Source organism: Candidatus Vicinibacter proximus, assembly GCA_016713905.1.
Lineage (GTDB): Bacteria > Bacteroidota > Bacteroidia > Chitinophagales > Saprospiraceae > Vicinibacter > Vicinibacter proximus.
The window spans coordinates 1,479,854-1,505,663 of the sequence record JADJOE010000001.1 but is presented as its reverse complement, the minus strand read 5'-3'; the positions used below and the strand labels follow the sequence as shown (position 1 = coordinate 1,505,663).

At 36.6% G+C, this 25,810-nt stretch carries 21 protein-coding genes; 4 read left to right on the top strand and 17 right to left on the bottom strand.

All coding sequences use genetic code 11. The annotated features are described in order from the left end of the window. Positions 1-5: 5 nt before the first annotated feature. Positions 6-704 (top strand): alpha/beta hydrolase, encoded by a 699-nt coding sequence (locus IPJ83_05845; protein MBK7880066.1) that lies wholly within the window; start codon positions 6-8, stop codon positions 702-704. An 85-nt stretch (positions 705-789) separates the two neighbouring features. Continuing rightward, positions 790-3,456, top strand: coding sequence for a S9 family peptidase (locus IPJ83_05840; GenBank protein MBK7880065.1), 2,667 nt, complete (start codon positions 790-792; stop codon positions 3,454-3,456). Between the two features lie 475 nt (positions 3,457-3,931). Here IPJ83_05840 and ftsZ read toward each other — a convergent pair whose 3' ends face one another. The 15 genes from ftsZ to IPJ83_05765 form a co-directional block, all read right to left on the bottom strand. Beyond that, positions 3,932-5,326: a cell division protein FtsZ gene (ftsZ, locus tag IPJ83_05835; GenBank protein MBK7880064.1), complete on the bottom strand. Its 1,395-nt coding sequence runs from the start codon at positions 5,324-5,326 to the stop codon at positions 3,932-3,934. A 94-nt stretch (positions 5,327-5,420) separates the two neighbouring features. Further along, positions 5,421-6,776 carry a cell division protein FtsA gene (gene ftsA / locus IPJ83_05830; GenBank protein MBK7880063.1) on the bottom strand — a complete coding sequence of 452 codons (1,356 nt, stop codon included), beginning with the start codon at positions 6,774-6,776 and terminating at the stop codon, positions 5,421-5,423. A gap of 25 nt (positions 6,777-6,801) precedes the next feature. Beyond that, positions 6,802-7,593: a hypothetical protein gene (locus IPJ83_05825; GenBank protein MBK7880062.1), complete on the bottom strand. Its 792-nt coding sequence runs from the start codon at positions 7,591-7,593 to the stop codon at positions 6,802-6,804. Position 7,594: 1 nt separating this feature from the next. Then, positions 7,595-8,944, bottom strand: a complete 1,350-nt coding sequence (locus IPJ83_05820; GenBank protein MBK7880061.1) for a UDP-N-acetylmuramate--L-alanine ligase — start codon at positions 8,942-8,944, stop codon at positions 7,595-7,597. A 10-nt stretch (positions 8,945-8,954) separates the two neighbouring features. Next, positions 8,955-10,046: an undecaprenyldiphospho-muramoylpentapeptide beta-N-acetylglucosaminyltransferase gene (gene murG, locus IPJ83_05815; protein MBK7880060.1), complete on the bottom strand. Its 1,092-nt coding sequence runs from the start codon at positions 10,044-10,046 to the stop codon at positions 8,955-8,957. Next, positions 10,039-11,226: an FtsW/RodA/SpoVE family cell cycle protein gene (locus tag IPJ83_05810; protein MBK7880059.1), complete on the bottom strand. Its 1,188-nt coding sequence runs from the start codon at positions 11,224-11,226 to the stop codon at positions 10,039-10,041. The genes murG and IPJ83_05810 overlap by 8 nt, the downstream gene beginning before the upstream one ends. A 5-nt stretch (positions 11,227-11,231) precedes the next feature. Continuing rightward, positions 11,232-12,536: a UDP-N-acetylmuramoyl-L-alanine--D-glutamate ligase gene (gene murD, locus IPJ83_05805; protein MBK7880058.1), complete on the bottom strand. Its 1,305-nt coding sequence runs from the start codon at positions 12,534-12,536 to the stop codon at positions 11,232-11,234. Next, positions 12,537-13,793, bottom strand: a complete 1,257-nt coding sequence (locus IPJ83_05800) for a phospho-N-acetylmuramoyl-pentapeptide-transferase (GenBank protein ID MBK7880057.1) — start codon at positions 13,791-13,793, stop codon at positions 12,537-12,539. Between the two features lie 121 nt (positions 13,794-13,914). After that, a complete protein-coding gene (locus tag IPJ83_05795; protein MBK7880056.1) occupies positions 13,915-15,321 on the bottom strand; it encodes a UDP-N-acetylmuramoyl-L-alanyl-D-glutamate--2,6-diaminopimelate ligase in 1,407 nt (468 codons plus the stop codon). A 61-nt stretch (positions 15,322-15,382) separates the two neighbouring features. Next, positions 15,383-17,506 (bottom strand): transpeptidase family protein, encoded by a 2,124-nt coding sequence (locus tag IPJ83_05790; GenBank protein ID MBK7880055.1) that lies wholly within the window; start codon positions 17,504-17,506, stop codon positions 15,383-15,385. A gap of 4 nt (positions 17,507-17,510) precedes the next feature. Next, positions 17,511-17,834 (bottom strand): hypothetical protein, encoded by a 324-nt coding sequence (locus IPJ83_05785; GenBank protein ID MBK7880054.1) that lies wholly within the window; start codon positions 17,832-17,834, stop codon positions 17,511-17,513. Positions 17,835-17,837: 3 nt separating this feature from the next. Continuing rightward, positions 17,838-18,749, bottom strand: coding sequence for a 16S rRNA (cytosine(1402)-N(4))-methyltransferase RsmH (gene rsmH / locus IPJ83_05780; protein ID MBK7880053.1), 912 nt, complete (start codon positions 18,747-18,749; stop codon positions 17,838-17,840). Then, the gene (gene mraZ, locus IPJ83_05775; GenBank protein ID MBK7880052.1) at positions 18,742-19,194 is read right to left on the bottom strand and encodes a division/cell wall cluster transcriptional repressor MraZ; all 453 of its coding nucleotides are present in this window, start codon (positions 19,192-19,194) and stop codon (positions 18,742-18,744) included. The genes rsmH and mraZ overlap by 8 nt, the downstream gene beginning before the upstream one ends. Positions 19,195-19,638: 444 nt before the next feature. Continuing rightward, a complete protein-coding gene (locus IPJ83_05770; protein MBK7880051.1) occupies positions 19,639-20,349 on the bottom strand; it encodes a polyprenol monophosphomannose synthase in 711 nt (236 codons plus the stop codon). Between the two features lie 67 nt (positions 20,350-20,416). Then, positions 20,417-22,825 carry a transketolase gene (locus IPJ83_05765; GenBank protein MBK7880050.1) on the bottom strand — a complete coding sequence of 803 codons (2,409 nt, stop codon included), beginning with the start codon at positions 22,823-22,825 and terminating at the stop codon, positions 20,417-20,419. 186 nt (positions 22,826-23,011) lie between these two features. On the opposite strand from IPJ83_05765, the gene IPJ83_05760 reads away from it, so the two are divergent. Beyond that, positions 23,012-23,473, top strand: a complete 462-nt coding sequence (locus IPJ83_05760) for a DUF1573 domain-containing protein (GenBank protein MBK7880049.1) — start codon at positions 23,012-23,014, stop codon at positions 23,471-23,473. A 422-nt stretch (positions 23,474-23,895) separates the two neighbouring features. On the opposite strand, the gene IPJ83_05755 is transcribed toward IPJ83_05760, so the two are convergent. Together IPJ83_05755 and mtgA are read right to left on the bottom strand one after the other, a co-directional pair. Then, a complete protein-coding gene (locus IPJ83_05755; GenBank protein MBK7880048.1) occupies positions 23,896-24,039 on the bottom strand; it encodes a hypothetical protein in 144 nt (47 codons plus the stop codon). Positions 24,040-24,541: 502 nt separating this feature from the next. Next, complete coding sequence (gene mtgA / locus IPJ83_05750) at positions 24,542-25,255, bottom strand: monofunctional biosynthetic peptidoglycan transglycosylase (protein MBK7880047.1); 714 nt, start codon at positions 25,253-25,255, stop codon at positions 24,542-24,544. 95 nt (positions 25,256-25,350) lie between these two features. Here mtgA and IPJ83_05745 point away from each other — a divergent pair, with 95 nt between their 5' ends. Further along, positions 25,351-25,782 (top strand): hypothetical protein, encoded by a 432-nt coding sequence (locus IPJ83_05745; GenBank protein MBK7880046.1) that lies wholly within the window; start codon positions 25,351-25,353, stop codon positions 25,780-25,782. Positions 25,783-25,810 lie beyond the last annotated feature (28 nt).

Sequence of the window (25,810 nt, the reverse complement as noted above, 5' to 3'; positions counted from 1 at the left end):
TATAAATGAAAGGTTTAAAAAACATAATCCTTCTGCATGGGGCCTTGGGTTCATCAACACAACTTGAAAAGTTGGCGGAATTACTGAAGGATAAATTTAATGTTTTTCTTTTAAATTTTTCAGGACATGGAAAATTTTTAAACCCACCCGAAAGTATAAGCATCGATAAACTCGGTCAAGAATTAAATTCTTTTATCGAACAGCATAAAATTTTGGATCCAAATATTTTTGGTTACAGCTTAGGTGGATATGTGGGCCTTTATGCTGCAACCATAAGTCCTGTTCCGTTTAATAGTGTCATAACTTTAGGAACCAAATTTGACTGGACGGACAGAACATATATGGAACAATTTTCTTTTGTGGATTCTGAAGTATTACTTTCTAAGTATCCGGCGGTAGTTGAATCGTTGATGGACTTACACGGAGATAATTGGAACACATTGGTTAGCTACACCAAAGATTTTTTGATAGATCTTGGAAATAATCCAAGACTGGACCCTGCTGTATTACTCAAACTAAAATTGAAAGTTTTAATCACAAGGGGCGATAGGGATAAAACTGTATTTGAAGCCGAGTCCCGCAGTATTGCAGATATTCTGCCAAATGGAAAATATGTTGAAATTCCTGCCACACCCCATATGATAGAACGAGTGGATCCGGAAACCCTTGCTTTGGTTATCAATGATTTTTTGGAAACTGTATAACATTAAACTTAACTTTCCGTTTATTTGTTGGTATTTACGAAAAATCAAACTTTAAAAATCTTCCTTGAAATTCAATTTTAATCATATGAAAATAGCTTTGTTAATGTTTTTATCTTGTATAACAGGCCTTACTTTACAGGCACAGAAAAAAAAATCCGGACAACCTCCGCTTATAGATCGTGAAATATTTTTTGGAGATCCTGAAATATCAGGCGCCCAACTTTCACCAAATGGCAAGTTCATGAGTTTTATCAAACCATATAAAGGGACTAGAAATATTTGGGTAAAAAAGGCTTCAGAAGAATTTACCGCTGCAAAACCTATTACTGCAGACACCCTAAGGCCTCTTGGATCTTATTTTTGGTCAAGGGACAGTAAATATATTTTATATGTGCAGGATAAAGGTGGAAACGAAAATTATCATATTTATGCAGTTAATCCTGCTGAAAAATTAACAGAAGGAATGGATGTGCCTACTTCTAGAAACCTTACAGATATGCCAAATGTCAGAGCAATGATTTACTCAGTTCCAAAAAGCAATCCCGATTTAATTTATGTTGGATTGAATGATCGGGATGCTGCATGGCATGATTTATATGAGGTAAGAATTTCCACTGGTGAAAAAAAACTGATCAGAAAAAATGAAGACAGGATGGTTGCATGGATATTTGATCATAAAGATAAATTGCGCCTTTCCATGAAATCTAATCCTGATGGCTCTACAGATCTGCTTAGGTTAGATAATAGTGGCTTTACTAAAATTTATTCAAGTAATATTTTAGAAAGTTACTACCCTGTTAATTTTCATCCGGATGGACAACAGATTTACATGGTTACAGATGTTGGGAACGAAATTAATTTATCTAGATTGGTACTTTTTAACATCAATACCTTAAAAATGAATGTAATTGAATCTGACCCAGAAAAAAAAGTGGATTTTGGCAACGCTTCATTTTCTGATATTACACAAAATCTAATTGCAACATTTTATGAGGATGATAAAACAAGAATTTACTGGAAGGACAAAAAATATGAAGCAGAATATAAGCTTTTAAAGAAACAATTCAAGGGTATGGAAATTTCCTTTGACAACAGTACAAAAGATGAAATGACTTGGTTATTGTCCGTTTATTCTGATACTGATCCGGGAGCAAAGTATTTATATGACAGACGATCAAAAAAGACAACTTTTCAATATAGACCACGACCAAAAATGCCTGTTGAAGATCTTTCCCCAATGACTGTAATTCGATACAAGTCCTCAGATGGATTAGAAATTCCGGCTTACCTAACCTTACCAAAAGGACTTAGTTCAAAAAATTTACCGCTTATTGTAAATCCACATGGTGGACCATGGGCCAGGAATTCCTGGGGATATGATGCTTATGCTCAATTGTGGTCTAATCGTGGATACGCTGTACTCCAACCAAATTTTAGAGGATCCACAGGTTATGGTAAAAAATTTATCAATGCAGGCAACAAACAATGGGGTGAAAAAATGCAGGATGATATTACATTCGGTGTGCAATATTTAATAAAAAAAGGAATTGTTGATCCAAAGAGAGTTGGAATACTTGGGGGGTCATATGGTGGGTATGCTACTTTAGCTGGGGTAACTTTTACACCGGATGTTTATGCATGTGGAGTGTCGATTGTTGGACCATCAAGTTTGATTACATTACTACAATCAATTCCTGCATATTGGGAGGCAGGAAGAAAAGTTTTCCATGAAAGGATGGGAGATCCAACAAATCCTGAGGGTGAGGCTCAATTGAAAAAACAATCCCCTTTGTTTTTCGTAGACAAAATTAAAGTTCCACTCTTAATAGTCCAGGGAGCGAATGACCCAAGAGTAAAAAAAGCAGAATCCGACCAAATTGTAATTGCCATGAGAGATAAGAATCTTCCGGTGGAATACATTTGTGCCCCGGATGAAGGACATGGTTTTGCACGTCCAGTGAACAACATGGCATTTGTTGCGGCAGCTGAAAAATTTTTAGCCAAACACTTAGGAGGAAGATATCAAGAAGACATTAAGCCTGAAGTAGCCAAAAGATTACAAGAAATTACAGTCGATGTGCGCACTGTAACCATGCCAAAAAAATTGGACGCTTCACAGATCACTGCAGCTATCGCTTCAAAAGATTTAATTCCGGGTGATTATACTTATTTAGTCAATTTGGAAATGATGGGACAAAAAATGGATTTCGAAGAAAAAATTAATATTAAGGATGAAGGTAAACATTGGCTGGTCTCCAGCAATATGGATATGCCTACCGGTAGCTTAAAAGATTTTGGTAAATTTCAGAAAGGAAATTTAAATCAAATTTCAAGATATATAGATCAAGGTCCTATAAACATGGATTTGATTTATCATGAAAATGCCATTTCCGGAAAAATGAATATGAGCGGAAATAAATCAGAACTGAATATAAAAATTGATAATCCGGTATTCGCGGATGGCCCTGCACCATATATGTATATTGCCTGCCTTCCGCTAACAAGTGATTACAAAACCCTTATCGTTAATTCGGATCTCCAAAAAATGGAACAAAAACTAATGAGCTTAGAGGTGGTTGGGTCAGAGATGATTAATAATGTCGATTGCTTTAAAGTGGAAGTTAAACCTGCAAATGCAGATCCTGGAGTATTGACAGTATGGGTTGCAAAGACTTCAGCTCCAAAAGCTCTGAAATATAGCATAACTATACCTGAATTAGGTGGAGCTCTAATGACAGGGATGCTACAATAATTTTAGAAACATAAACTTAAAGGCCATTCTTTTTGAGTGGCCTTTTTTTTGTTTTTTATCAAGCAACAATTATTTGATTCTACAATTATACTCTGGAATTTTTGTTTTCGAATGATCAAGATTCCAATTGAATTTGGTTAACCGGAGTTTGTAAAAAAACTCGAAAATTATTGTACAGTAAAAAAGAACTTACCTTAAAATTATTAAATCCAGGATTAGTATATAAAAAACTGATTAATATTTATCCATCTATCTTGTCGGAAAAGAAAAATTTCTACATTTTGAAAACCTGACATCAAAGGTTAATAGCATTTTGTAATAATTAAATTTTACTAAAGTATAAATATTGATTCACAAATTGGGTTAAAGTTTGAATGGATTCTGTAAATTAACTCAAACAAAAAAAAAGACCCGGGAACCACCCCGGGTCATAATAAACCAATCTCATGAAAAGGTATGAAAAGACGAAGCTTCTTTAGTCAACATTGTCGTGAAGGAATGAGTTTTCTTCCCGGATTTCAAGTTTATTTTCTTCATCCATGAAGATTCTGGTGCGGGAAATTGTTGTTTCCGCAGAAGAATTTATCCTGTCTAGCCTTACGTTCCTTCGCTCGTAAGCAGGTGTGTTTTCAGCATCAGCAAGATTCTTGCCTTCAGTTAAAGGTTTGTTTCCAGTTAATGGCTTATTAAAAAGTGATTTTATTTCTGGTGATTTAATTTCTTCTTTCTTAGGACTATTTTCCTGATAATAAAAACTCAAAGTATTTAACCCATTATCTTTAGACCCAGGAGCAATAAACTCATCCTCAAATTCTACCGTTTGTGCTGACGTAGATTCGGGTGAATCGGTCCTTGCAATCTCAAGCTCATCTTCGTTTAAATCAATAACAACTTTTTTAACAGCTTCCTGATTTGATCGATTCTTATAACCCTGACCAAAACCAGTCGCAATTAAGGTCACACTAATTTGATCTTCAAGACTTTCATCTACACATGAGCCCCAAATCAAATCGGTATCATAACCTGCTTCTTGTTGTATGTATTCGGTTATTTCACCGACCTCATCCATCGTGATTTCAGGGTTTCTTCCAGTCGTAATGTTTAACAAAATATGTTTGGCTCCTCTGATGTCATTATCTTCAAGCAACGGAGAATTTAAAGCGCTCTCAATTACTTTTCTTGCCCTGTCTTCACCTTTTGCCAAAGCACTACCCATGATGGACACACCACTATCCTTCATTACAAAATTAACATCTTCAAAATCGACATTTATATAGCCTGGGACTGTAATGATTTCAGCTATACCCTTGGCAGCGGTTGCTAAAATATTGTCTGCATTGGAAAAGGCGCATGACATAGATAAGTTGCCATACATCTCGCGAAGCTTATTGTTTGAAATCACAATCAGTGAATCAACATTTTGCTTCAGTTGATCAAGTCCCTCAAATGCTAATCTACCGCGTCTGGGACCTTCAAATTGAAATGGGAGAGTAACAATACCTACAGTTAATATTTCAAGTTCCCTGGCAACCTTTGCAATGATGGGCGCAGCACCAGTACCTGTTCCTCCTCCCATACCTGCTGTAATAAACAGCATTTTTGTATCTTTTTCTAGAAATCTTCGGAGCTCCTCAGCGGATTCAAGACATGCTTGTCTTCCAACTTCAGGATTATTTCCGGCACCTCTACCAACAGTGAGCAATGGGCCCAATTGAATTTTAGTGGGTACTGAACTAATGTCTAAACTTTGTTGATCCGTGTTACAAACTGCAAAATCAACACCTCTTATGCCCAGATTATACATCTGAGTAACTGCATTAGTCCCCCCTCCTCCGACTCCGATAACTTTGATTATAGAGGTTTGATTCATATAATCTTTTTTAATATTTGTTTATGACGTAAAGATATATAATTATATATTATAAATAAAAATAAATTATAAAAAAAATTATATATATTTTTAATTAAAATTCAGAATCAGGGCTTGCTTCAAAAAATTCTTTAACGGAAGAATAACCCTTATTTACAAACCTACCCAACCAACCTTCTCGTTTTCCTTCTTGTCTTTCTAATTCTTCAGTAGTTTCAATATTGTCTTCAACCAAATCAAATACTTCAGGAACTATTTTCCTTGGTTCTGATTTTACTGGAGCCATTTTCTTCATTCCTTCAAAAACAAGTCCCATACTGGTTGAAAACATTGGATTAGATACTTCATCCATATAATGTGAGGACAAATGCTCCGTTGGATAGCCAATTCTTGCAGCCAATCCAGTCTGATACTCGGCCAAAAGTTCAAGATTCTTAAGCAAAGAACCTCCACCTGTCAGCACTATTCCGGCAACTAATTTATTCTCATAACCACTTCTGTGAATGTCCCACATCACGTATTCAAATATTTCCTCTACCCTTGCCTGAATAATTCTTGCCAGATTTTTTTCTGAAATTTCCTTTGGCTCTCTACCCATTAATCCTGGAATTGTGATAATCCTATTGTCAACAATCTCCTCGCTTAATGCAGACCCAAAACGGACCTTTAATTTTTCAGCTTGTTCTTGAGTAACGGAGCATCCTGCTTTAATATCTTTTGTGATCATATTGCTTCCAATAGGTATCACAGACGTGTACCGAATGATGCCTTCATTATAGATGGTAACATCCGTGGTGCCTCCGCCAATATCAACCATCACTACTCCGGCTTCCTTTTCTTCTTTAGACAACACTGACTCTGCAGAAGCCAGAGGCTCAAGTGTCATACTTTCAGCTACCAATCCTGCTTTTTCAATACATCTTAGTATATTACTTGCAGCAGATGTGTTACCGGTTATTATATGAAAATTGGATTGCAACCTTGAGCCGGACATTCCTACCGGATCCATAATTCCTTCTTCGTCATCTACGGTAAACTCCTGAGGTATCACATGTAAAATTTGATCACCCGGAGGCAAGGCAATTTTATACATATCCTGGACTAGTTTTTCCACATCTTCACGGGTAATTTCTTCCTGCGGATTATTTCTGTACAATACTCCTTGATGTTGGAGACTTTTGATATGCTGACCTGCGATTCCGACATGGACTTTCTGAATCTCATGTCGACTCATTTTCTCTGCAAGATCTATCGCATCACTAATCGCTTTTACAGTCTTGTCAATGTTTGAGACCACTCCTCTGATCACCCCCTCTGAACTCACTTTGCCATAGCCAAGTACTTCAATTTTGTTCAGAATATTTCGCTTTCCAACGACCACACATACTTTTGTGGTGCCAATATCAAGCGCGGCAATAATTTCCGGGTTTTGATTATTATGTGATTCCATATGCTGATAAGTTTGAGTTTTAAAATTAAATTTCAGAAGAATTTTTCCGACACACTACCTGATCTTTGTTCTTTAAATCAATAGTCTGATAGACATTCCATCCTTCATATCTTAATCCTTCCTGGTAAAAAAATTTAAGTTTTTCAAGTTTTTCATTAATATTGTCAATGCCGCCAAAATGAATTTTTTCATTTCCTATCTTTGGAACAAGTACCAATTCCCCGGATGGTAATAAATCTATCTGTTCAACAAGTGACCTTATAAATGGTTCTTTTACAATTTCTTTTGCGAGTTGATAAACAGTCCTGTACTCAACATTTTCCTTTTGCCAAATGTCATGTCCTTTAAAAGGGTGGGAAATACCAGTTACAACAGGAACTCGTGCAGAATAATTCCTTGAATTTGGAATTCTCTTTCCTTCGACATCGATATAAAATTGATTCCCTAGAATATCAGCCACTCGCATTAAGGGATCTCGCTGATACATTTCAACATGAAGATTCTTCTTTGAATCAATAAATACTTCTGCATGATGTATTACTGCCTGACTCTCCAGATACCTTTCTAAATCAGAGGTGCGAAGCGCATAGATTGGAATTTTTCTCCAATCCTTTTTATAAAAACTAGCCACTGCCTGTCGAACATCCTTTTCCTCAAGCAATTGATTTTCTCCAGATGGTTTAATGATCAGAATTTTCAATTGGCCTGACTTTTGAGTTCGTTGCTCCCTGATGGAATTCAGCCATACGAATACCACCGCCAGCATTGTAACAATATACAACCCTATTACCAATCCGACCTTCATTTTTGTATTCATATCAATTCAGAATTTTAACAATTTGATCGGCCATCAAGTCAAGATCCCCTGCACCTAATGTTATAATCACATCCAATTTTCTACTTTTTAAATCTTCAATCAGATCTCTTTTCAGAACAAAACTCTTCTTCTCCAATTCCATCAAATCAAGGATGGTTTGCGAACCTATTCCTTCTATGGCTTCTTCTCTAGCCGGATATAGTTCTACTAATATTACTTCATCCAGCATATCAAGCACCTTCGCAAAATCATTGGCAAAATCTCTGGTCCTTGTATATAAATGAGGTTGAAAAATTCCCAATATTTTTCTCCCTGGATAACAACTCTTTGTCGCTTCTATTGCAGCCCTTAACTCCTCTGGATGGTGGGCATAATCATCAATGTACACCTGACTATTTCCTTCAAACAACCATTCAAATCTTCTGACTATTCCTTGAAAAGACATTAATGCTTTTCTAATGGCTGACTCATTTATTCCGAGTTCAACCGCAATGCGAATGGCAGCTGTTACATTTTGCAAATTATGCTTTCCTGGTAATCTTAATTTTAATTCATTAAATAAATTACCCTTTTCATCCTGATAATTAAATGTAGTCCAGCCCTCATGGATGGATAAAATTTTACTTTTTACATCACCAGAATCAATTCCGTAGGTCAACAGTTTAACATTATTTAATTGCCTGAATCGATTCAAATCTGATTCCTGGATACTTGCTGACATCAGAAGGAGGCCCGGTCTTTTTATTTGATGAGCAAAATCTAAATAGCTGGATACCATTTTAGATCTATCCCCATAGATGTCTAAATGGTCTGCATCCAAGGATCCAATTACTGCAATATCAGGAAATAATTGAAGAAATGAACGGTCGTATTCATCAGCTTCTTCAACAATCCAATCATGTCCCGTATCTATAAAATTGGAATGATAATTCTTTGGTATGCCTCCTAAAAATGCAGATGTTTTTACGCCTGATTCTACAAGGATAAAAGTTAAAATGCAGCTTGTGGTTGTTTTTCCATGAGTTCCGGCAATTGCGATATTCTTATTTTCGGCAGTTATTTTACCCAATACCTCCGATCTTTTTAACATTTTAATCCCTGATGCAGAAAGCAACTGGAACTCCTGAAGTGATTTTGAAATCGCAGGTGTCCACACCACTAGATCTAATTGCTCAGGAATGGCAAGCGGAAGGTCTTCATAATGTATAAACATTCCTTCAGATTCCATTTCAACCGTCAATGGCGTTCTGGTTTTATCATATCCGTGAACCTCAGTACCGCGCGCATTGAAATACCTGGCCAGGGCACTCATCCCAATGCCACCAATTCCAAGAAAATAAACTTTTTTCAATGCCTCCATTTTATACTGCAAGAGACAAAACCCGTTTTGCAATATTCATTGCAGCATCTGGTTTTGCCATTTTATGTAAATTTATTTTTATCAATTCTTGTTGCTCATAATCATCCAATAAAGCCACCGCGGTTTTCCAAAGCATCGAAGGTGCGTCCACATCCAAAATCATTACTGCAGCATGTATATTTGTCATGGCTTCAGCATTTTTTCTTTGGTGATCCTCAGCAACATTGGGAGAAGGTACTAAAATAGAAACTGTTTCAGTTATGGCTAATTCTGAAATAGTTAATGCTCCAGCCCTTGTAACTGCAACATCTGCGACAGCATAAGCGTAGTCCATTCTATCAATAAAAGAACAAATATGAACTTGTTCTAGTTTTGCTATTCCATGTTCTTTAATTCGTTCCTCGTATTGTCTGCCACATTGCCATAAGACTTGAATATCTTGCCTGTTTAAGATACTTTCCTTCTCCAAAAGTACAACTTCATTTATTGTTTTTGCCCCTAAGCTCCCACCTAGAAAACATAGTGTTTTCTTATTCGGATCTAAATTAAAATATTTATAAGCTTCAATTTTTTTCACAGGAGTTCTCATGGTTTTCCTTACCGGATTTCCTGTTATTTCTATTTTTGGATTGTTAAAATATTTTTTTGTATCTGGAAATGCAACACAAATAGCACTTGCTTTTGATGCCATTAATTTATTTGTAATTCCTGGATAAGAATTTTGCTCTTGTATCAAATATGGGATCCCTTTCCATGCTGCCACTTTCATAACCGGTCCACTGGCATAACCTCCAACACCTACAACAACGTCGGGTGCAAATCGTGTTACGATTTTGAATGCCTTAAACATTGAGCCGATTAACTTCCATACAACCATTATATTTTTCAGGCTAAATTTTCTTTGAAATCCTGAAATATTTAATCCTTCAATCCTGTATCCAGCTTTCGGCACCTCAACCATTTCCAACCTGCCTGATGCACCAACAAAAAGAATTTCTGCAAGTGGACTAATTTCTTTAATAGAATCGGCAATGGCAATAGCAGGAAACACATGTCCCCCTGTTCCTCCTCCACTAATCAGCACTTTAATCATCCAGCTCAACTTTATTATCGGTTAATGAATCGCTGTCTTGCTCTAATTTTAATCCGGATATATGTTTACTTACACTAATCACCATTCCAAAAGCCATACTGGTAAAAAGTAATGAAGTACCACCCATACTTATATACGGAAGTGTCAATCCAGTTACCGGCACAAGACCAAGAGATACTGCCATATTAGCAAATGCCTGCATAACTATATTAAATCCAATACCAATTGTCAGCATCGCACCAAACGCTTTTGGTGATTTAGTTACCATGCTTACACAATGGCCCAATAACATCAGGTATAAAATAATTAATCCTATCCCTCCAAGTAAAATTCCCCATTCCTCACAAATTATAGCATATATAAAGTCAGCATAAGAATATGGTATAAAATTTCTTAGCATGGAATTTCCAGGGCCTACTCCGAATAATCCACCACGAGCAATTGCAATCTTAGCTTGTTGAACTTGATACCCGCCTCCTTCCACATTGAGATATTCGTTCACCCTGTTTACCCATGTATTTACCCGAATTGCGTCAGGTAAAAATTGTCCCAAATAAATCAAAAATGCAAACATCAACACCCCAAATAATCCTAAAATAAAAATATATTTAAATGATACCCTTCCTACAAAAAGCATCATTATGCAACACAAAAATAAAATAGCAGATGTGGAAAAATTGGATGGCGCTATTAATCCACAAATTAATAGAACGGGTAACATAATCGGTACGAACGCGGTCTTAAAACTTTTAATATGATCCTGTTTTGCCGAAATGCTCCTAGCCACGAATGCAATTAAAGCCAATTTTGCAAAATCTGAAACTTGAAATGAAATATCTAAAAATGGAACCTGGATCCATCGTTTCGCCTGATTTATATTTACGCCAAAAAATAATGCCCACACTAACAAAGCTACGGCAACAATTAAAAAAAATGGCGCCCATTTGCTGAATTCAGTATAATCAATATTTGAAATAAACCAAGCGAGAATCAACCCACCAATAATGAAAGGAACATGTTTTAAAAGAAAAAATATGGTATTGTCAGAATTGTACTTTGTCAAGGATATTGATGCGCTGTAAACAGCCAATAAGGAACAAAGTGACAAAAGGATAATGATGGTCCATAAAAACCGATCTCCTTTTATGCCATCCTTAATATTTTCAATAAGTACGTTCATTCCCTCTAAATTAATTTCAGTTTTAAAACCTCTCCTTTAAACAAATCTCCCCTATGCATATAGTTGTTAAATAAATCAAAACTTGCACAAGCCGGAGACAATAGAACCACATCGCCTTCCTCTGCAAGTTTCTTAGACTGCACTACCGCCGAATTCATATCATGCGTGTCAAACACCGGAATATATTCCTTAAATGCGTCCAATAATTTGACATTATCTGCGCCAAGTGCAACGAGTGCCTTCACTTTAGATTTAACCAAAGACTGCAAAATAGAATAATCATTTCCTTTATCCTGTCCTCCTGCGATCCAAATCACTTTTCCCTTCATTGCATCCAATGCCCAGTATACAGAATCTACATTAGTTGCTTTACTGTCATTAATATAAATTACACCATTAATGGTCTCCACCAATTCCAATCTATGTGGATCGTTGACAAAACTATCCATACTGGTTTGAACTTCATCATAAGTCAAACCAACATAATGCGCTGCAGTAGCTGCACATGCAGCATTCAAAGCATTATGGCTTCCTTTTAATCGGGAATTTTTTAAAGAAAATAATCTTTCACCATTTACAATTACATTCTCCTCTTTATCCAACTTAACGTCCAATGGATCTATTTTTACTTTGAAAGAGTTCGCCTTCAGATAAGACTGAATAGTCAAATCATTTGAATTTAGAATGAACACATCATCAGATCTCTGATTCATGCATATCCTGAATTTTGACTTAATATAATTGTCAAAATTATTATCGTATCGATCCAAGTGATCGGGTGTTATATTTATTAAAATGGCAATATCTGGTCGAAAATTAAGTATGGTATCCAATTGAAAACTACTCAACTCCAAAATATAGAATTCATGATCCTCCATGGCCAAACTTCTGGCAAAAGAAAAACCAACATTCCCAGCCTTCGCAACATTGTAACCATTAGATTGCAACATATGATAACAAAGATTGGTAGTGGTCGTTTTTCCATTACTCCCGGTAATCGCAATTATTTTTCCTTTACAGTAGCGATATGCAAATTCAATTTCAGAAATTAATTCAATTGTACGATCTACAAAATACTTTATAATTTTTGCGCTATCAGGTATTCCAGGACTTTTTATTACTAATGTGGGTATTATATCATAAGCAATTTCATGTCCTCCTTCCTCAAAATCAATTTCAAGATCGATAAACTTTAGTTTAAACTCCTCCCGGATCATGGTCTGATCACTTACGAATACCGGCAATCCATGTTTATGGGCCAACAATGCTGCACCAAATCCACTCTCTCCGCATCCAAGAATTAATACCATTTATCGCATTTTTAGGGTAATAATGGTTAGTACTGCGAGTAGCAAGGTAATGATCCAAAATCGAACTGCAATCGTAGCTTCATGCATTCCCTTTTTTTGAAAATGATGATGCAACGGTGACATTAAAAAGATCCGACGACCTTCACCATATTTTCTTCTTGTATACTTAAAATAAGCTACTTGAAGAACAACGGAAAAATTCTCTATTAGAAACACACCACACAATACGGGAATAAGTAACTCTTTTCTTAACAATACTGCGAGGACAGCTATAATTCCTCCTAAGGTAAGGCTACCGGTATCTCCCATAAACACCTTAGCCGGATATGAATTATACCATAGAAACCCAACACAAGAACCGAGAAAAGCAGATGCAAAAATTACTAACTCTCCAGTGTATGGGAGATAAAAAATATTTAAATACTCCGCTATTATTGAGTTACCGGAAACATAGGCTAAAATAGCTAATGTTGCAGCAATTATCGCAGATACTCCTGTAGCTAATCCATCTAAACCATCTGTAAGATTTGCTGCATTGGACACGGCGGTAACAATAAAAATAACAAACGGTATAAAAATTACCCAAAGCATGGAGGCTGCATTATCATCCATAAAACTACAAAGCCATGCATAATCAAACCGATTACCCTTTAAAAACGGAACATTGGTCAATGCCGTTTTAACATATACATATTCTGAAATTTTATTTGAATTTTTGTCAAAAGAAATGATTTCATCTTCAATGCTATATTGAAATTTTAATGCTTCTGTTTTGGTCATTCTGACAACTACATTTTCATGATACAGCATAACCACCGCTACAACCACACCCAAAACGACTTGACCCAAAATTTTAAAAATAGCTTTCAAGCCTTCTTTATCCTTTAGAAACACTTTAATGTAATCATCAGAGAACCCAATTACACCCATCCACAATGTTGTGAAAATCATTACTTGAATATATACATTGTCTAACCTGGTTAAAAGGAGACACGGAACCATAATACCCAAAATAATGATCAGGCCACCCATGGTAGGAGTACCCTCTTTTTCTTTTTGACCTGCAAGCCCTAAGTCGCGAACAGTTTCTCCTATTTGCAGTCTTTTCAAAGAACGAATGATGCGTTCACCAAACAGCATCGTAATAATCAAAGAAATAATTATAGCCAATCCAGCCCTAAAGGAGATATAATTAAATAATCGTCCCCCTGGGAGATGGAATAATTTTTCTGTAAATTGAAATAAATAGTACAACATGGTTTTTCATTAATCGGAAATTTAACAGTACAGCAGGGATCCAATCCCTTTGGTTGCAATACTCCTGCTGTAACTGTTAAAACCAACCTGAGAATGATAATAGAACCTACTCTATAATCTTTTATATGTTAAGTAAATACTTTCTTAGTTTTTCTTTGTCGTCAAAAAAGGTCTTTACCCCTTTGACTTCCTGATATTTCTCATGGCCTTTTCCTGCAAGGAGAATAATATCCCCTTCATGGCTAAAGGCGCATGCCGTTTTAATAGCCTGTTCGCGGTCTACAACCACTATGTATTTATGGAAATTTTCAGAAGTAATTCCGATTTCCATTTGCTTTATTATATCCTCAGGATCTTCATCTCTGGGATTATCCGAGGTAAGAATCAACTGATCACTCAACTCTGATGCAATGCGCGCCATTTCTGGCCTTTTATCACGATCTCTATTTCCTCCACAACCTATTATGGTTATGATCTTCTGATTTGGCTTTCTTAGTTCTTGAATATTGAGAAGAATTTTTTCCACAGCATCTGAGGTATGTGCATAATCCACAATGCCAACTCTCCCGTCCACTTCATTTCTCATCCAATCAAATCTGCCTTCTACGGATTTCAAATCCGACATCTTTGGAAGGACATGATTTTCATCTTCATTCAATAAAATTGCTGTTCCAAGTACTGCAGCCAAATTATATCCATTAAAGACGCCAACTAATCTTGAAAACCATTCCTGCTGCTTATATTTCAGATGGAGACCATGCAAATCGTTTCCAAGAATTTTTAATTTAAAATCAGCCATCCCCATTAAAGCATAAGTATAAATCTTTGCTTTACAATTCTGAACCATTACCTGACCATGCTTGTCATCGGAATTGATTAATGCAAAAGAGGATTTTGATAAACCATCAAAGAACTTTTTCTTTGCTTTTAAATATGAATCAAACGTTTTATGATAATCCAGATGATCATGCGTTAAATTGGTAAAAACTGCACCAGAAAAATTTAGCCCGGCTATTCGGTTTTGATCAATTGCATGAGAACTTACTTCCATGAAAACATAAGAACAACCTTCCTTCACCATTTTGTCTAACAAAGAATACAACTTTATTATATCCGGTGTTGTATGTGTTGCCTTTTCTTCTGCAAGATGTATTCGATTTACAACTGTGGATATTAGTCCAGCTTTATATCCTAATGATTTAAACAAATCATAGCATAATGTTGCAGTAGTTGTTTTACCATTTGTGCCAGTAACGCCAATAAGCTTAAGTTGGTCTGATGGATGATCATAAAACTCATTCAACATTTGAGACAGAACGTCGGTTACATTCTTACTCTGGATATAAGTGACATCCACTAGAATTTCTTCCGGCAAGGCTTCACAGAAAACAATTTTTACTCCTCTTTCGATAACTGCTGGTATAAATTGATGACCATCTGCTATCAATCCCTTCCTTGCCACAAAGACCATCCCTGATCTTACTTCCCTTGAATCAGAAGAAAACCCTTCCACTTTTTGATCTAACATTCCAACTATTTGGAATCCGCCAGAATGAGGTAGAATTTGTGATAAACTTTTCAATGAACTTTTATTCTAAAAATATTTCAATTCTCTGATCACCACCAGGCAATAATGTACCCGGTGAAATGCTCTGATATTTTACTTTCCCAACTCCGTGTGCCACCACACCGATGCCTAATTTGTCTAATACAAACATGGCATCTCGTAATCCCATTCCTCCAAGATCAGGAACCTTTCCCTTTTCCTGATATTGTGGCAAGGTATACACACCCTCCTTATTGGAAATGGTTCTTATCCAATCACTTTTCTTTGGATCATTATAAGGCAATCCTATAAATCCAAAAAGATTTTTAAAGTCACCTGCATATCCATGATTACCCACCGGTAGTACTTCCATGGCCAGTGCCGGCTTTGGTTGATCGTTAATCTGAACAGCAATCCTGTTCATATCTCTCATACAACGATCCGCAATTCTTTTAAATACCGGTGCGGCAGCTTGTCCTCCATAATACCCACCCTTGGTTGGATTATATATAACAACTATACAACTGTATGCAGGATCTTCACTTGGAAAATATCCGCAGAAAGAAGCCTGATAATCTTTTTGCTCCATTCCGGTGACGAAATAGTTGGTTACCGCTGTACCGGTTTTTCCGGAAATAGAATATTGGTCTGTATAAATAATTTTTGCTGTCCCATTATCCACGGCGCCCTTTAATAATGCCTTTGCTTGTAATAAAGTGTTGTTAGAAACTATACTGTCGCGCAATATTTTTGGTTCAATTTTCTTTACTTCTACATCATTATCAAGAATCCCTGATACAATATATGGTTTCATCATTCGACCATTATTTGCCACAGTATTATAAAGATTTAGGATCTGCAGAGGGGTTAATTGCAATTCATACCCAACACTCATCCATGGAACAGAAGTGCCGTACCATTTCTCTTTATCTATTTCCGGGTGCTTAATAACAGGTTCTGGTTCACCATCCAATTCAATTCCGGTTTTCTTGTGTAGTCCAAATTTTCTATAATAATCTGCAAACTGCTTTTGCCCTTGGTTACTGCTAAAAATGGCATTTGCCAATTTTGAAATTCCTACGTTGGATGACTTTTCAAAAGCATATTGCAAATCACTCATTCCTACACCATGACTCTCAGAATCTTTCATCTTTTTATTATAGAAATAAGCTTCCCCGCCATTCAAATCCACGGATGTTTTTAGGTCTACTTTTCCTGTTTCAAGCATCGCTAAGGTGGAAGCGAGTTTCATGGTTGAACCTGGTTCTGTGGAACTGGCAATCGCATAATTAAAGTTCTCCACAAGGTTTCCTTCAGCATCAAATCCAAGATTAGCCATGGCTTTTATTGCTCCGGTTTTGACATCCATTACTACGGCACAACCTTTTATTGCACCATGTTTCAATATTGCTTCTGCCAATGCATCTTCTGCAACCTCCTGAATACCTATGTTTATTGTGGTCACTATGTCCTTCCCTCTCTTGGCTTCAATTTCAATGACATCGTCAACGGGTAAGTAAATGTTGTGACCCACTTTTTTCATCAATCGCTGACCCTCTTCCCCTTTAAGATACTGATTAAAAGAACTTTCCAAACCAATGGATTGTGCATTTTCTCTGTTAAGTCCTATTGTTCTGCTCGCCAAAACTTTAAATGGTTTCTCTCTTTTATCTTTTCTGATCACGATAAGTCCACCCTTGTTCTGGCCATCCCTGAAAATTGGATATTTCTTCAACGATTCCATTTGCTGATAATCAATAGACCTTGCAATCAAAAGATATCGGTTCCCATCTTGTCGTTCTTTAACAAGCATATTTTTAATTTCTCTGGGACCTTTATCTTGCATTAAATCTCTTGAAAGAAAATAGGCTAAAGAGTCCACATTTTTCTTGAATACCTCTTTGGTCAAACCCCTAGCTCTGGTATCCATCCTGATTTCAAAGAACGGTAAGGAAATCGCCAATGGACTTCCATCATCTGCTAATATTTTTCCTCTCTCTGCCTCAATGGAGACGAGTTTGAAATACAACTCCTCCCCTTTTTGTCTCCACATATCCCCCTCGATCGTAACAATCTTGATTGCCTTCCAGGACAATAGCGCTCCAGCAAGCAGAAAGACTGCCAAAGTCACATATACCCTGAGTAAAAATTCCTTCTTACGATCCATTTTTTCAATTCTCTACACGAATCAACTTTTTTGGTGCTTGATCCGGCACATATATTTCTTTTTCTTGTACTTTTTTTAATATCTGTCCTTCTGTACTGTTATACATGATACCAGATTTCAAAGACCAGTAATCCCATTTTAATTCTTTAATTTCTTCATTCAAAACTTGCGTTGCTCTTAAGTGTTTTTCTGCATAATGAACATTGGCTACATAAATGAGCGCTAAAACAAACAACAAAGAGATATAAGGCAAATTTTTATAAATCAACATGGTATTTACACTACTGAATTTTTTTCTATCAATCTTTGGCGGTTTGTTGTATTCCATATTTTAATCATTTAATCTTATACCTACCCTCATTTTGGCTGACCGTGATCTGCTGTTTCTCTCTAACTCATTTTCAGAAGGTACAATAACATCTTTCGACGACTGTTTCATTGTTTTTTTATGCCTGTTCAATGAATAATCATTTTCTAAATCCAATAATCCCGTTTTGATAAAATTCTTAACCATTCTATCTTCTAAAGAATGGTAGCTGATCACAACCAATCTTCCTCCTGGTTTCAATAAATCTGAAGCTTGCATTAAGAATTCGCCTAGACTTTCCAATTCCTGATTTACTTCGATTCTCAGAGCTTGAAACAGTTGTGCCAAAAACTTATTTCTTTTTCCATAAACAAATGGACTCACCCACTCCGCAAATGAAGCACATCCATTAAGCCTTGTGCTTTTTCTGTCTTGGATCCATTTTTTAGCAATCAAATGCCCATTGGTAAGCTCACCATATTGAGTAAAAACTTTTGCAAGTCTCACTTCTGAATAAGTTTGCAATACACCTTCCGCATTTAACTCCTGTTCCTGATTCATTCTCATATCCAAAGGATAATCAGATTGAAATGAAAAACCTCTGTCATCCGTATCAAAATGAAAAGAAGAAACACCTAGATCTGCAAGAATACCATCCACTTTTTCCACTTTATAATATCTCAGATATTTCTTTAAGTACCTGAAATTTGACCACACCAAAGTGAGTCTATTGTCTTCAATTTTATTCTTTATTGCCATTTCATCCTGGTCAAAACCAAAAATCCTACCACCAGGATTTAGTTTGTCAAGAATCGCGCGACTATGTCCTCCACCTCCATAGGTCACATCCACGTAAACCCCATCTGGATTACTTACCAACGAGTCGACAGATTCGGTAAGCAGTACGGGAATATGAACATATTTAGAATCAGACATCTTTATGTCTAAAAACTTCCTGAGCCAACTCGGCAAAATTTTCAGGCTCGTTATCTACCATCTTCAAATATTCGTCCCTTGACCAAATTTCAATCTGATCATTAAATGCCAACAACATGACTTCAGTCTGAATTCCCGCATGCTCCATAAGGGTCTTGGGAAGCACAATACGGGAAGCCGCATCGGGTTCTAATTGAGTTGCACCCCGGTAAAAATACCTGGCAAACTCCCTATTCTTAATGTTGTACGGATTGAGCTGGTTAACTTCTTTCGTCTTTTCTTCCCACACTTCTTGCGGGTAGAGTATCAAGCATTTTTCAAAACCACGGTTTATCACAAGGCCCTTTCTGTCACTAACTTCGAGAAGACGCATCAATGCTGAAGGTAATCGCAATCTGCTCTTATCATCCAGTTTAATCTCATATTCGCCACTTAGCTTATACATTCTTTGGCCTCATGTTGGTTTGTTGGGTCAAATATATAACCTATTTCCACTTTTTCCCACTTTCTCCCACTAAAAATATAAAAAATCTATATATTATTTCCACTGAGAATCAGCATGTAACCAAATTAGTTACAATTTATAAGCAAAATGATTACACTTCTGTTTTATAATGTCCTCGAAAACCCTCATATACACATTAATATTACTCAAATATATAAGAATTGTATAACCTATTGTTTAAAGATTATATAAATATATATATAAACTTCCCGGTTAATGGAATCAGGGTTCCGGAATAGGGTATAAAAGTCTTTATTAGGGAGAATGTTGTGGATATTATCCTAGTCGATAGGTAGTGAACCATGCCTGTGTCATCCTAAATATTTGTCCATAATTTGAATAGGTCTATTGGTGACTTGACTAACAATTTACCAATATGTAAACTTAATTCCCGAAACGCATTTTAAATACGCCTAGTAATGCTTCACGAATAATCAGAATATTCATTTTAGACTTGCCTTTTACACGGTCCGGAAAAATAATCGGGATCTCTTTAATCCGGTAGCCAAGCTTAAAAGCATTGTATTTCATCTCGATTTGAAAGGCATAACCAACAAAACGGATTTTATCTAGTTCTATTTGTTCTAAAACCTTTCTGGAGTAACACACAAAACCTGCAGTAGGATCTTTGACTTTCATCCCGGTTATCCACTGAACATAAATGGAAGCAGATTTAGACAAAAGTAATCGCAAGAACGGCCAGTTCACTACGCCCCCGCCTGGAATGTATCTGGACCCAACAGACACATCTGCATTTCCGGATGCGCAGGATTCCATAAGTTCAACCAGCTTAGCGGGAGGATGACTAAAATCGGCATCCATTTCCAGAATATATTCATAATTTCTGTTTAAGGCCCATTTGAACCCAGCAATATAAGCAGTTCCTAAACCGGACTTTTGCGGTCGTTTCATTAAAAACAACCTATCGGGAAATTTTGAAATCAAAAGTTCAACTTGGCTTCCTGTTCCATCGGGTGATCCATCATCCACTATCAGAATATCAAATTCCACCGGCAATGCAAAAACGGCACCAATAATCGATTCGATGTTCTCGATCTCATTATAAGTAGGAATAATGACTAAAGAAGTGGACAATGATTAATAATTAAGTTCCAAAAATACTTTGATTAACTGAATATTCCGCAACCAATATCAACCCGGATTAAATGTATTTACTGGGTTCATATTCATGCATGAGTTGGTAAATCCTCTCTGTTACATCCTCTGCATTTGGCTTACTAAAGTAATCTCCGTCGCTCCCATATGGCGGTCTATGCGCAGATGCAGTAATGCTTACCGGATTACAATCCAATAATCTAAATGCATTTTGCTCTTCTAAAACTTGTTGTAAAATATATGCGCTCGCACCTCCTGGCACATCCTCATCCAAGATTACCAGCTTGTTGGTCTTGCGAAGAGATTTTAATATCCCTCGATCCAAATCAAAAGGAAGAAGTGTTTGGACGTCAATAAGTTCTACCTCGATTCCAAATTCGGAAAGTTGTTCGATTGCCTTTTCAGCTATCCGGACACAAGAACCATAAGTAACCAATGTGACGTCATTTCCTTGACGTAATACTTCCACCCTACCCAAAGGAATGGTATACTCTCCCAAATTATCAGGCATTTTTTCCTTCAACCTGTAGCCGTTAAGGCATTCAATAACCAAGCCGGGATCATCAGATTGCAACAAAGTCTGATACATTCCGGCCGCCTGAGTCATATTTCTAGGTACACATACATGTACCCCTCTTAATGAATTTAACAGCATGCCTATTGGTGAACCTGAATGCCAAATTCCTTCCAACCGATGTCCGCGTGTTCTAATTATAGTGGGCGCTCTTTGAATTCCGTCTGAACGATATCTTAAAGTGGCCAAATCATCCATCAAGGGGGACAAGGCATACACTATATAATCCAGATATTGTATTTCAGAAATCGGTCTAAGTCCCCGCATGCTCATACCAATAGCCTGGCCAATAATCGTCCACTCACGTATGCCGGTATCAAAAACCCGAAGGTCACCGTACTTTTCCTGTAATCCAGCGAAACCTTGATTCACATCTCCAATCATACCTACATCTTCTCCAAATGCAACTACTTCCGGATATTTTGCCAATAACTGATCAAAATATTGGTTGATGATCTGGTAACCATTCATTTCCTTTGTACCTTCACTGAACTGAGGTGGTGTTTCTTTTACTTTTAACGCTGAGAAAGCTGTTTCAGAATATAAATGCGCATGATAATCCACTTGTGCTTGTTGGAACTGGTTTGAGATCCATTCATCAAGTAAGGTTAAACCAGAGGACAACCCATGCTTTCTTGATTTCCCAATGCAATTTCTTGCAATTTGGACCAACTCATGCCAGGAAATGTCTTTGGTTGCATGAATGACTTTTACTGCCTGATCTACAAAAGGAATGTCTGCCTTACTCTCCAAAATATTTAACAATTCCCTTTTTCTACTTTGTCCTGAAGTGAGAAAATCAGACCAAGCTTCATTTTTTTGATCCCGAACATGAATTTTAGATAACTCTTTTAACTCATCACATAATTCTTTGGAAGCAATCCCTTTTTCTGTGATCCACTCAGAAAACATCTTAATACAATCAAATTTTTCTTCCCAATCCAATCTCTTCTTAGACTTGTATCTTTCATGAGAACCAGATGTAGAATGACCTTGCGGTTGTGTAACCTCTTTAATGTGAAATAACCCAGGAACATGTTCTCTCCTCACTTCTTCTACCCCTTCATGGAAAAGCTTCACTAAAGAAGGATAATCCCATGCTTTTGCAGTAAAAATTTTTAATCCGTTTCCATCTTTGTTTTTTTCAAAACCACTTAGGGCTTCTGAAATATTTTGCTTCACTGTTTGTAAGGCAATAGGTACAGAAATTCCATAACCATCGTCCCAAACACAAACTGCCAATGGCACCTGAAGAACAGATGCTGCGTTCATGGTTTCCCAAAACACGCCCTCTGAGGTAGACGCATCCCCGATGGTGACAAACGAAACCTCATTGCCTTTATTGGAAAAGCTTTTTCTATATGATTTTAGTTCTTTGTTCTGGCGATAGTGTTTCGAGGCTAAAGCCAGTCCCAATGCCCGGGCCATTTGACCACCAGTACTCGAAACATCTGAGGATACATTATACGTTTTTGTGTGATCTGTCCAATTCCCTTCCTGGTCAATAAGTGGCGTAGCGAAATGAGCATTCATTTGCCTGCCACCGGAAAATGGATCATTTTGTGGGTCCGCGTACAATTGCCCAAAATACTCTTTTACAGAACACAGCCCAAGTGCAAACATGAAGGTCTGGTCTCTATAATACCCTGATCGAAAATCGCCTTTTTTGAAAGCCCTGGCCATAGCAACCTGGGGCAACTCCTTCCCATCTCCAAGAATACCAAACTTCGCTTTACCCGTAAGTACTTCCTTTCTCCCCAGGAGGGAAACTTCTCGGGATACCAGGCATACCCACAAATCTTTAATTACTTCTCTTTTATATTCTGCTTCAGGACCTTCAATTTGATCTAACAGATTTTGGATGATTGAGTAGATAGACATGGCTCAGATTTACCAGGCAAAAATAAAAGATTATATGGCTCAAACATTGTTTTTCACCTTTATATATATATGATAAAAATAAAGTTTTATATTTAACACGGCTTTAACACACAAAATCGAATACAACGGGTCTATGTATTGTTAACCTACCTATATTTGTATAACAAATTCAAAAAAACTTTTTGCATGAAAAATTTATTCTTCTTAGTATTTGCTCTGCTGGGTTCAGTGGCAGTTTATGCACAGACAGCTACCCCGGTTGCTACTCCTGCTAAGTCAACCAATGGTCCTAAAATGGTGTTCGACAATACCACTGTGGATTATGGTGACATTAAGAAAGGTTCTGAGCCGCTTAGAACTGCTTCTTTCACTAACAAAGGGAACGAGCCTTTGGTCATTAAAAATGCACGCGGATCTTGCGGTTGTACAGTTCCTACCTGGCCTAAAGAACCAATCATGCCTGGTGAAAAAGGGGTGATTGAAATTCGTTATGACACCCAACGTGAAGGAGCCATTAACAAAACGGTAAAAATTCAAACCAACGAAGGCGAAGAAGAAGTTACTTTATTTGTTAAAGGAAACATTTCGGCAGAACATGATGAAACTGTACCTAAAAGTACTGGTAACGTCCTTACTCCTAAAGGCTAATTTAGTCTAAAAATTTACGATTATATTTGGGACCCATTCAAGTTTAGGCTTGGATGGGTTTTTTATTAGCTTTTATCAAAATCGTTTTTGCCAACGATCTTTTTTAATCTAAAAAAAATAGGTCAATTACATTGATAAGTCTGTAAAATTTAAAATGATAAAGTATTTAAAATACCCCTCCTTAAGCTTAACTTCTTACAGAAACGGAATTTAAAACAAAGTTGTTATTCTAAAATAACCTCACCCCAGAGGGGTCTAACACTCCCTGGAAACTTTCAGATCAACCAACAATCTTCTTCATAAATTACTCTAGCTCCTGCTCCCGTCCTTTCGCACCAATCAGGACAAGAGCCACCATGATCCTTTAAGGAAGAGTTATATTTAATTATGGCATCAGAACCAGGTAATTCCCTTAAAAATGCTTATGTTCCATTTCCATGCAAACCAATAATCAATACTAGATCCGGAGAACCGTCCTTATCTGGATAGAACCTGAAGCCAGCTAATAGATCATTTACCTCACATGGTACACCATGGAAATTATTTGGCATAAAGGTATTGCTCATTGGAATATTGTTTCCGCTCCACCATTGGGTAGAAAAAAAAGTAATACATTTTCTCCTACACAAACGTTCGGAGGGCGCTGCGGTAATCAATATTAATTTTCAATCCATCAGAACTTGGTTTAATAAATTTAATGAAGAAGAATAGTTTTTTTTTCAAAAAAAGATTAAAAAAGTAACCAATTGTTTAAGGAAAATTATTTAATCATGGTGATGAAATGTTCATACTATATAAGTTTTATAAATTCCTTATTGTTATTAAAAAATTTAATTAATAACTTTAATAGTCCGCTTAGGATAACTAGCAACTCAACTTCAGTGAAATTTAATCGTCGTCAATGGACTCATCTATTGCAAACTCATCATGTTTTACCCAAAAATTATCATGGACATATTGATTGGGTTGTATACACATCATGAAATAAAAAGAAAATTTAGGAAGTTAGTAGAAGTTGAAAACGCAACTTTAAATTCTTTAAAAAATTTAAAATAAATCTAATTCCTGTCACTTTTTATGATACGCTTTAGACAAAAGCTCTCTCACCTCTTCATCTGATTCCAGTTGACTCATTTGTTGTAAAACCCAGGGTTTGCGGAGGGAGACCCAGGCAGATGTGGGTTTAACTTTATACCGCTTTGGGTTTGGTAAGCTTGCTGCTATCATGGCAGCCTCCTCCCTGGTTAAAAAACGTGCAGATTTTCCAAAATACTGCCTGGCCGCTGCCTCGATTCCAAATACACCCTCTCCCATTTCAACAGTGTTGAGGTACATTTCAATAATCCTTTTTTTACTCCAAAGTCCTTCTATCATAAAGGTAAAGTATACTTCTAGACCCTTTCGTAACCAACTCCTTCCTTGCCATAAGAAAATGTTTTTGGCAACTTGCTGACTTATTGTCGATGCGCCCCTCTTGCGCTTTTTCTTCAACTTATTATGCTCCATTGCCTTTTCAATACTGTTTAGATCCAGGCCGAAATGACCCATAAACAATTGATCTTCAGCGGCTATTACTGCCAATGGTGCCATTGGTGAAATATTGCAAAAGGATACATAATTTCTCTTTATTCCATACCCATCTATCAAACTTCCTATTTGGGTAGTCGTAATCGGGGGATAAACTACAATTAGTAATAAAAGATATAACCAGTGTAAGGATAAAGTAAATACAATTAAAGCCAGCACCTTTTGCCAGGCCCTGAGACGGATGAATTTTTGCAATAGTAATTCAAATCGATGCTTCACTCGCCTAAAAATAATTCATTTTATGATTTTTCATTCTTTTGTGTAAGTTTGATCAAAATTTATCTGGTTAAATGTGGTATTACCTTAAGTTTTCGCTTGCTTTTTTCTTGCTGTGCTTCTTCATATTGCCCCTTTTCAATATTGAAGATCCCTTCAGAACCATTGCATTAAAGTACTTTTACAAGGAGTCTGACGCCTTAATTGTTGAACATATTTGCGCACCTGACAGAACTTATTGGTATGAATATCAAGCACATGCAACACAATATCGACAAAGATATGATGGCTATGTTGAAGAATTGGACAACAGAATATCTCCTGATCTCAGATGTAAGGGTGTCCTGAAAGATGGGGTTCCTATAAAAATTAAATATTTTCCCTATTTTTCCTATTGGAGCGAACCCCTGGAAAGTATACAATCAAAACCTATTATTGTCTTAATGTACATATTAGTCAAAATAGGAGCTATCTTTATTTTACTTTGGACGTTCTTAAGAAAATAGTCCCTTAACCGTTTTCATTTTTTTATAA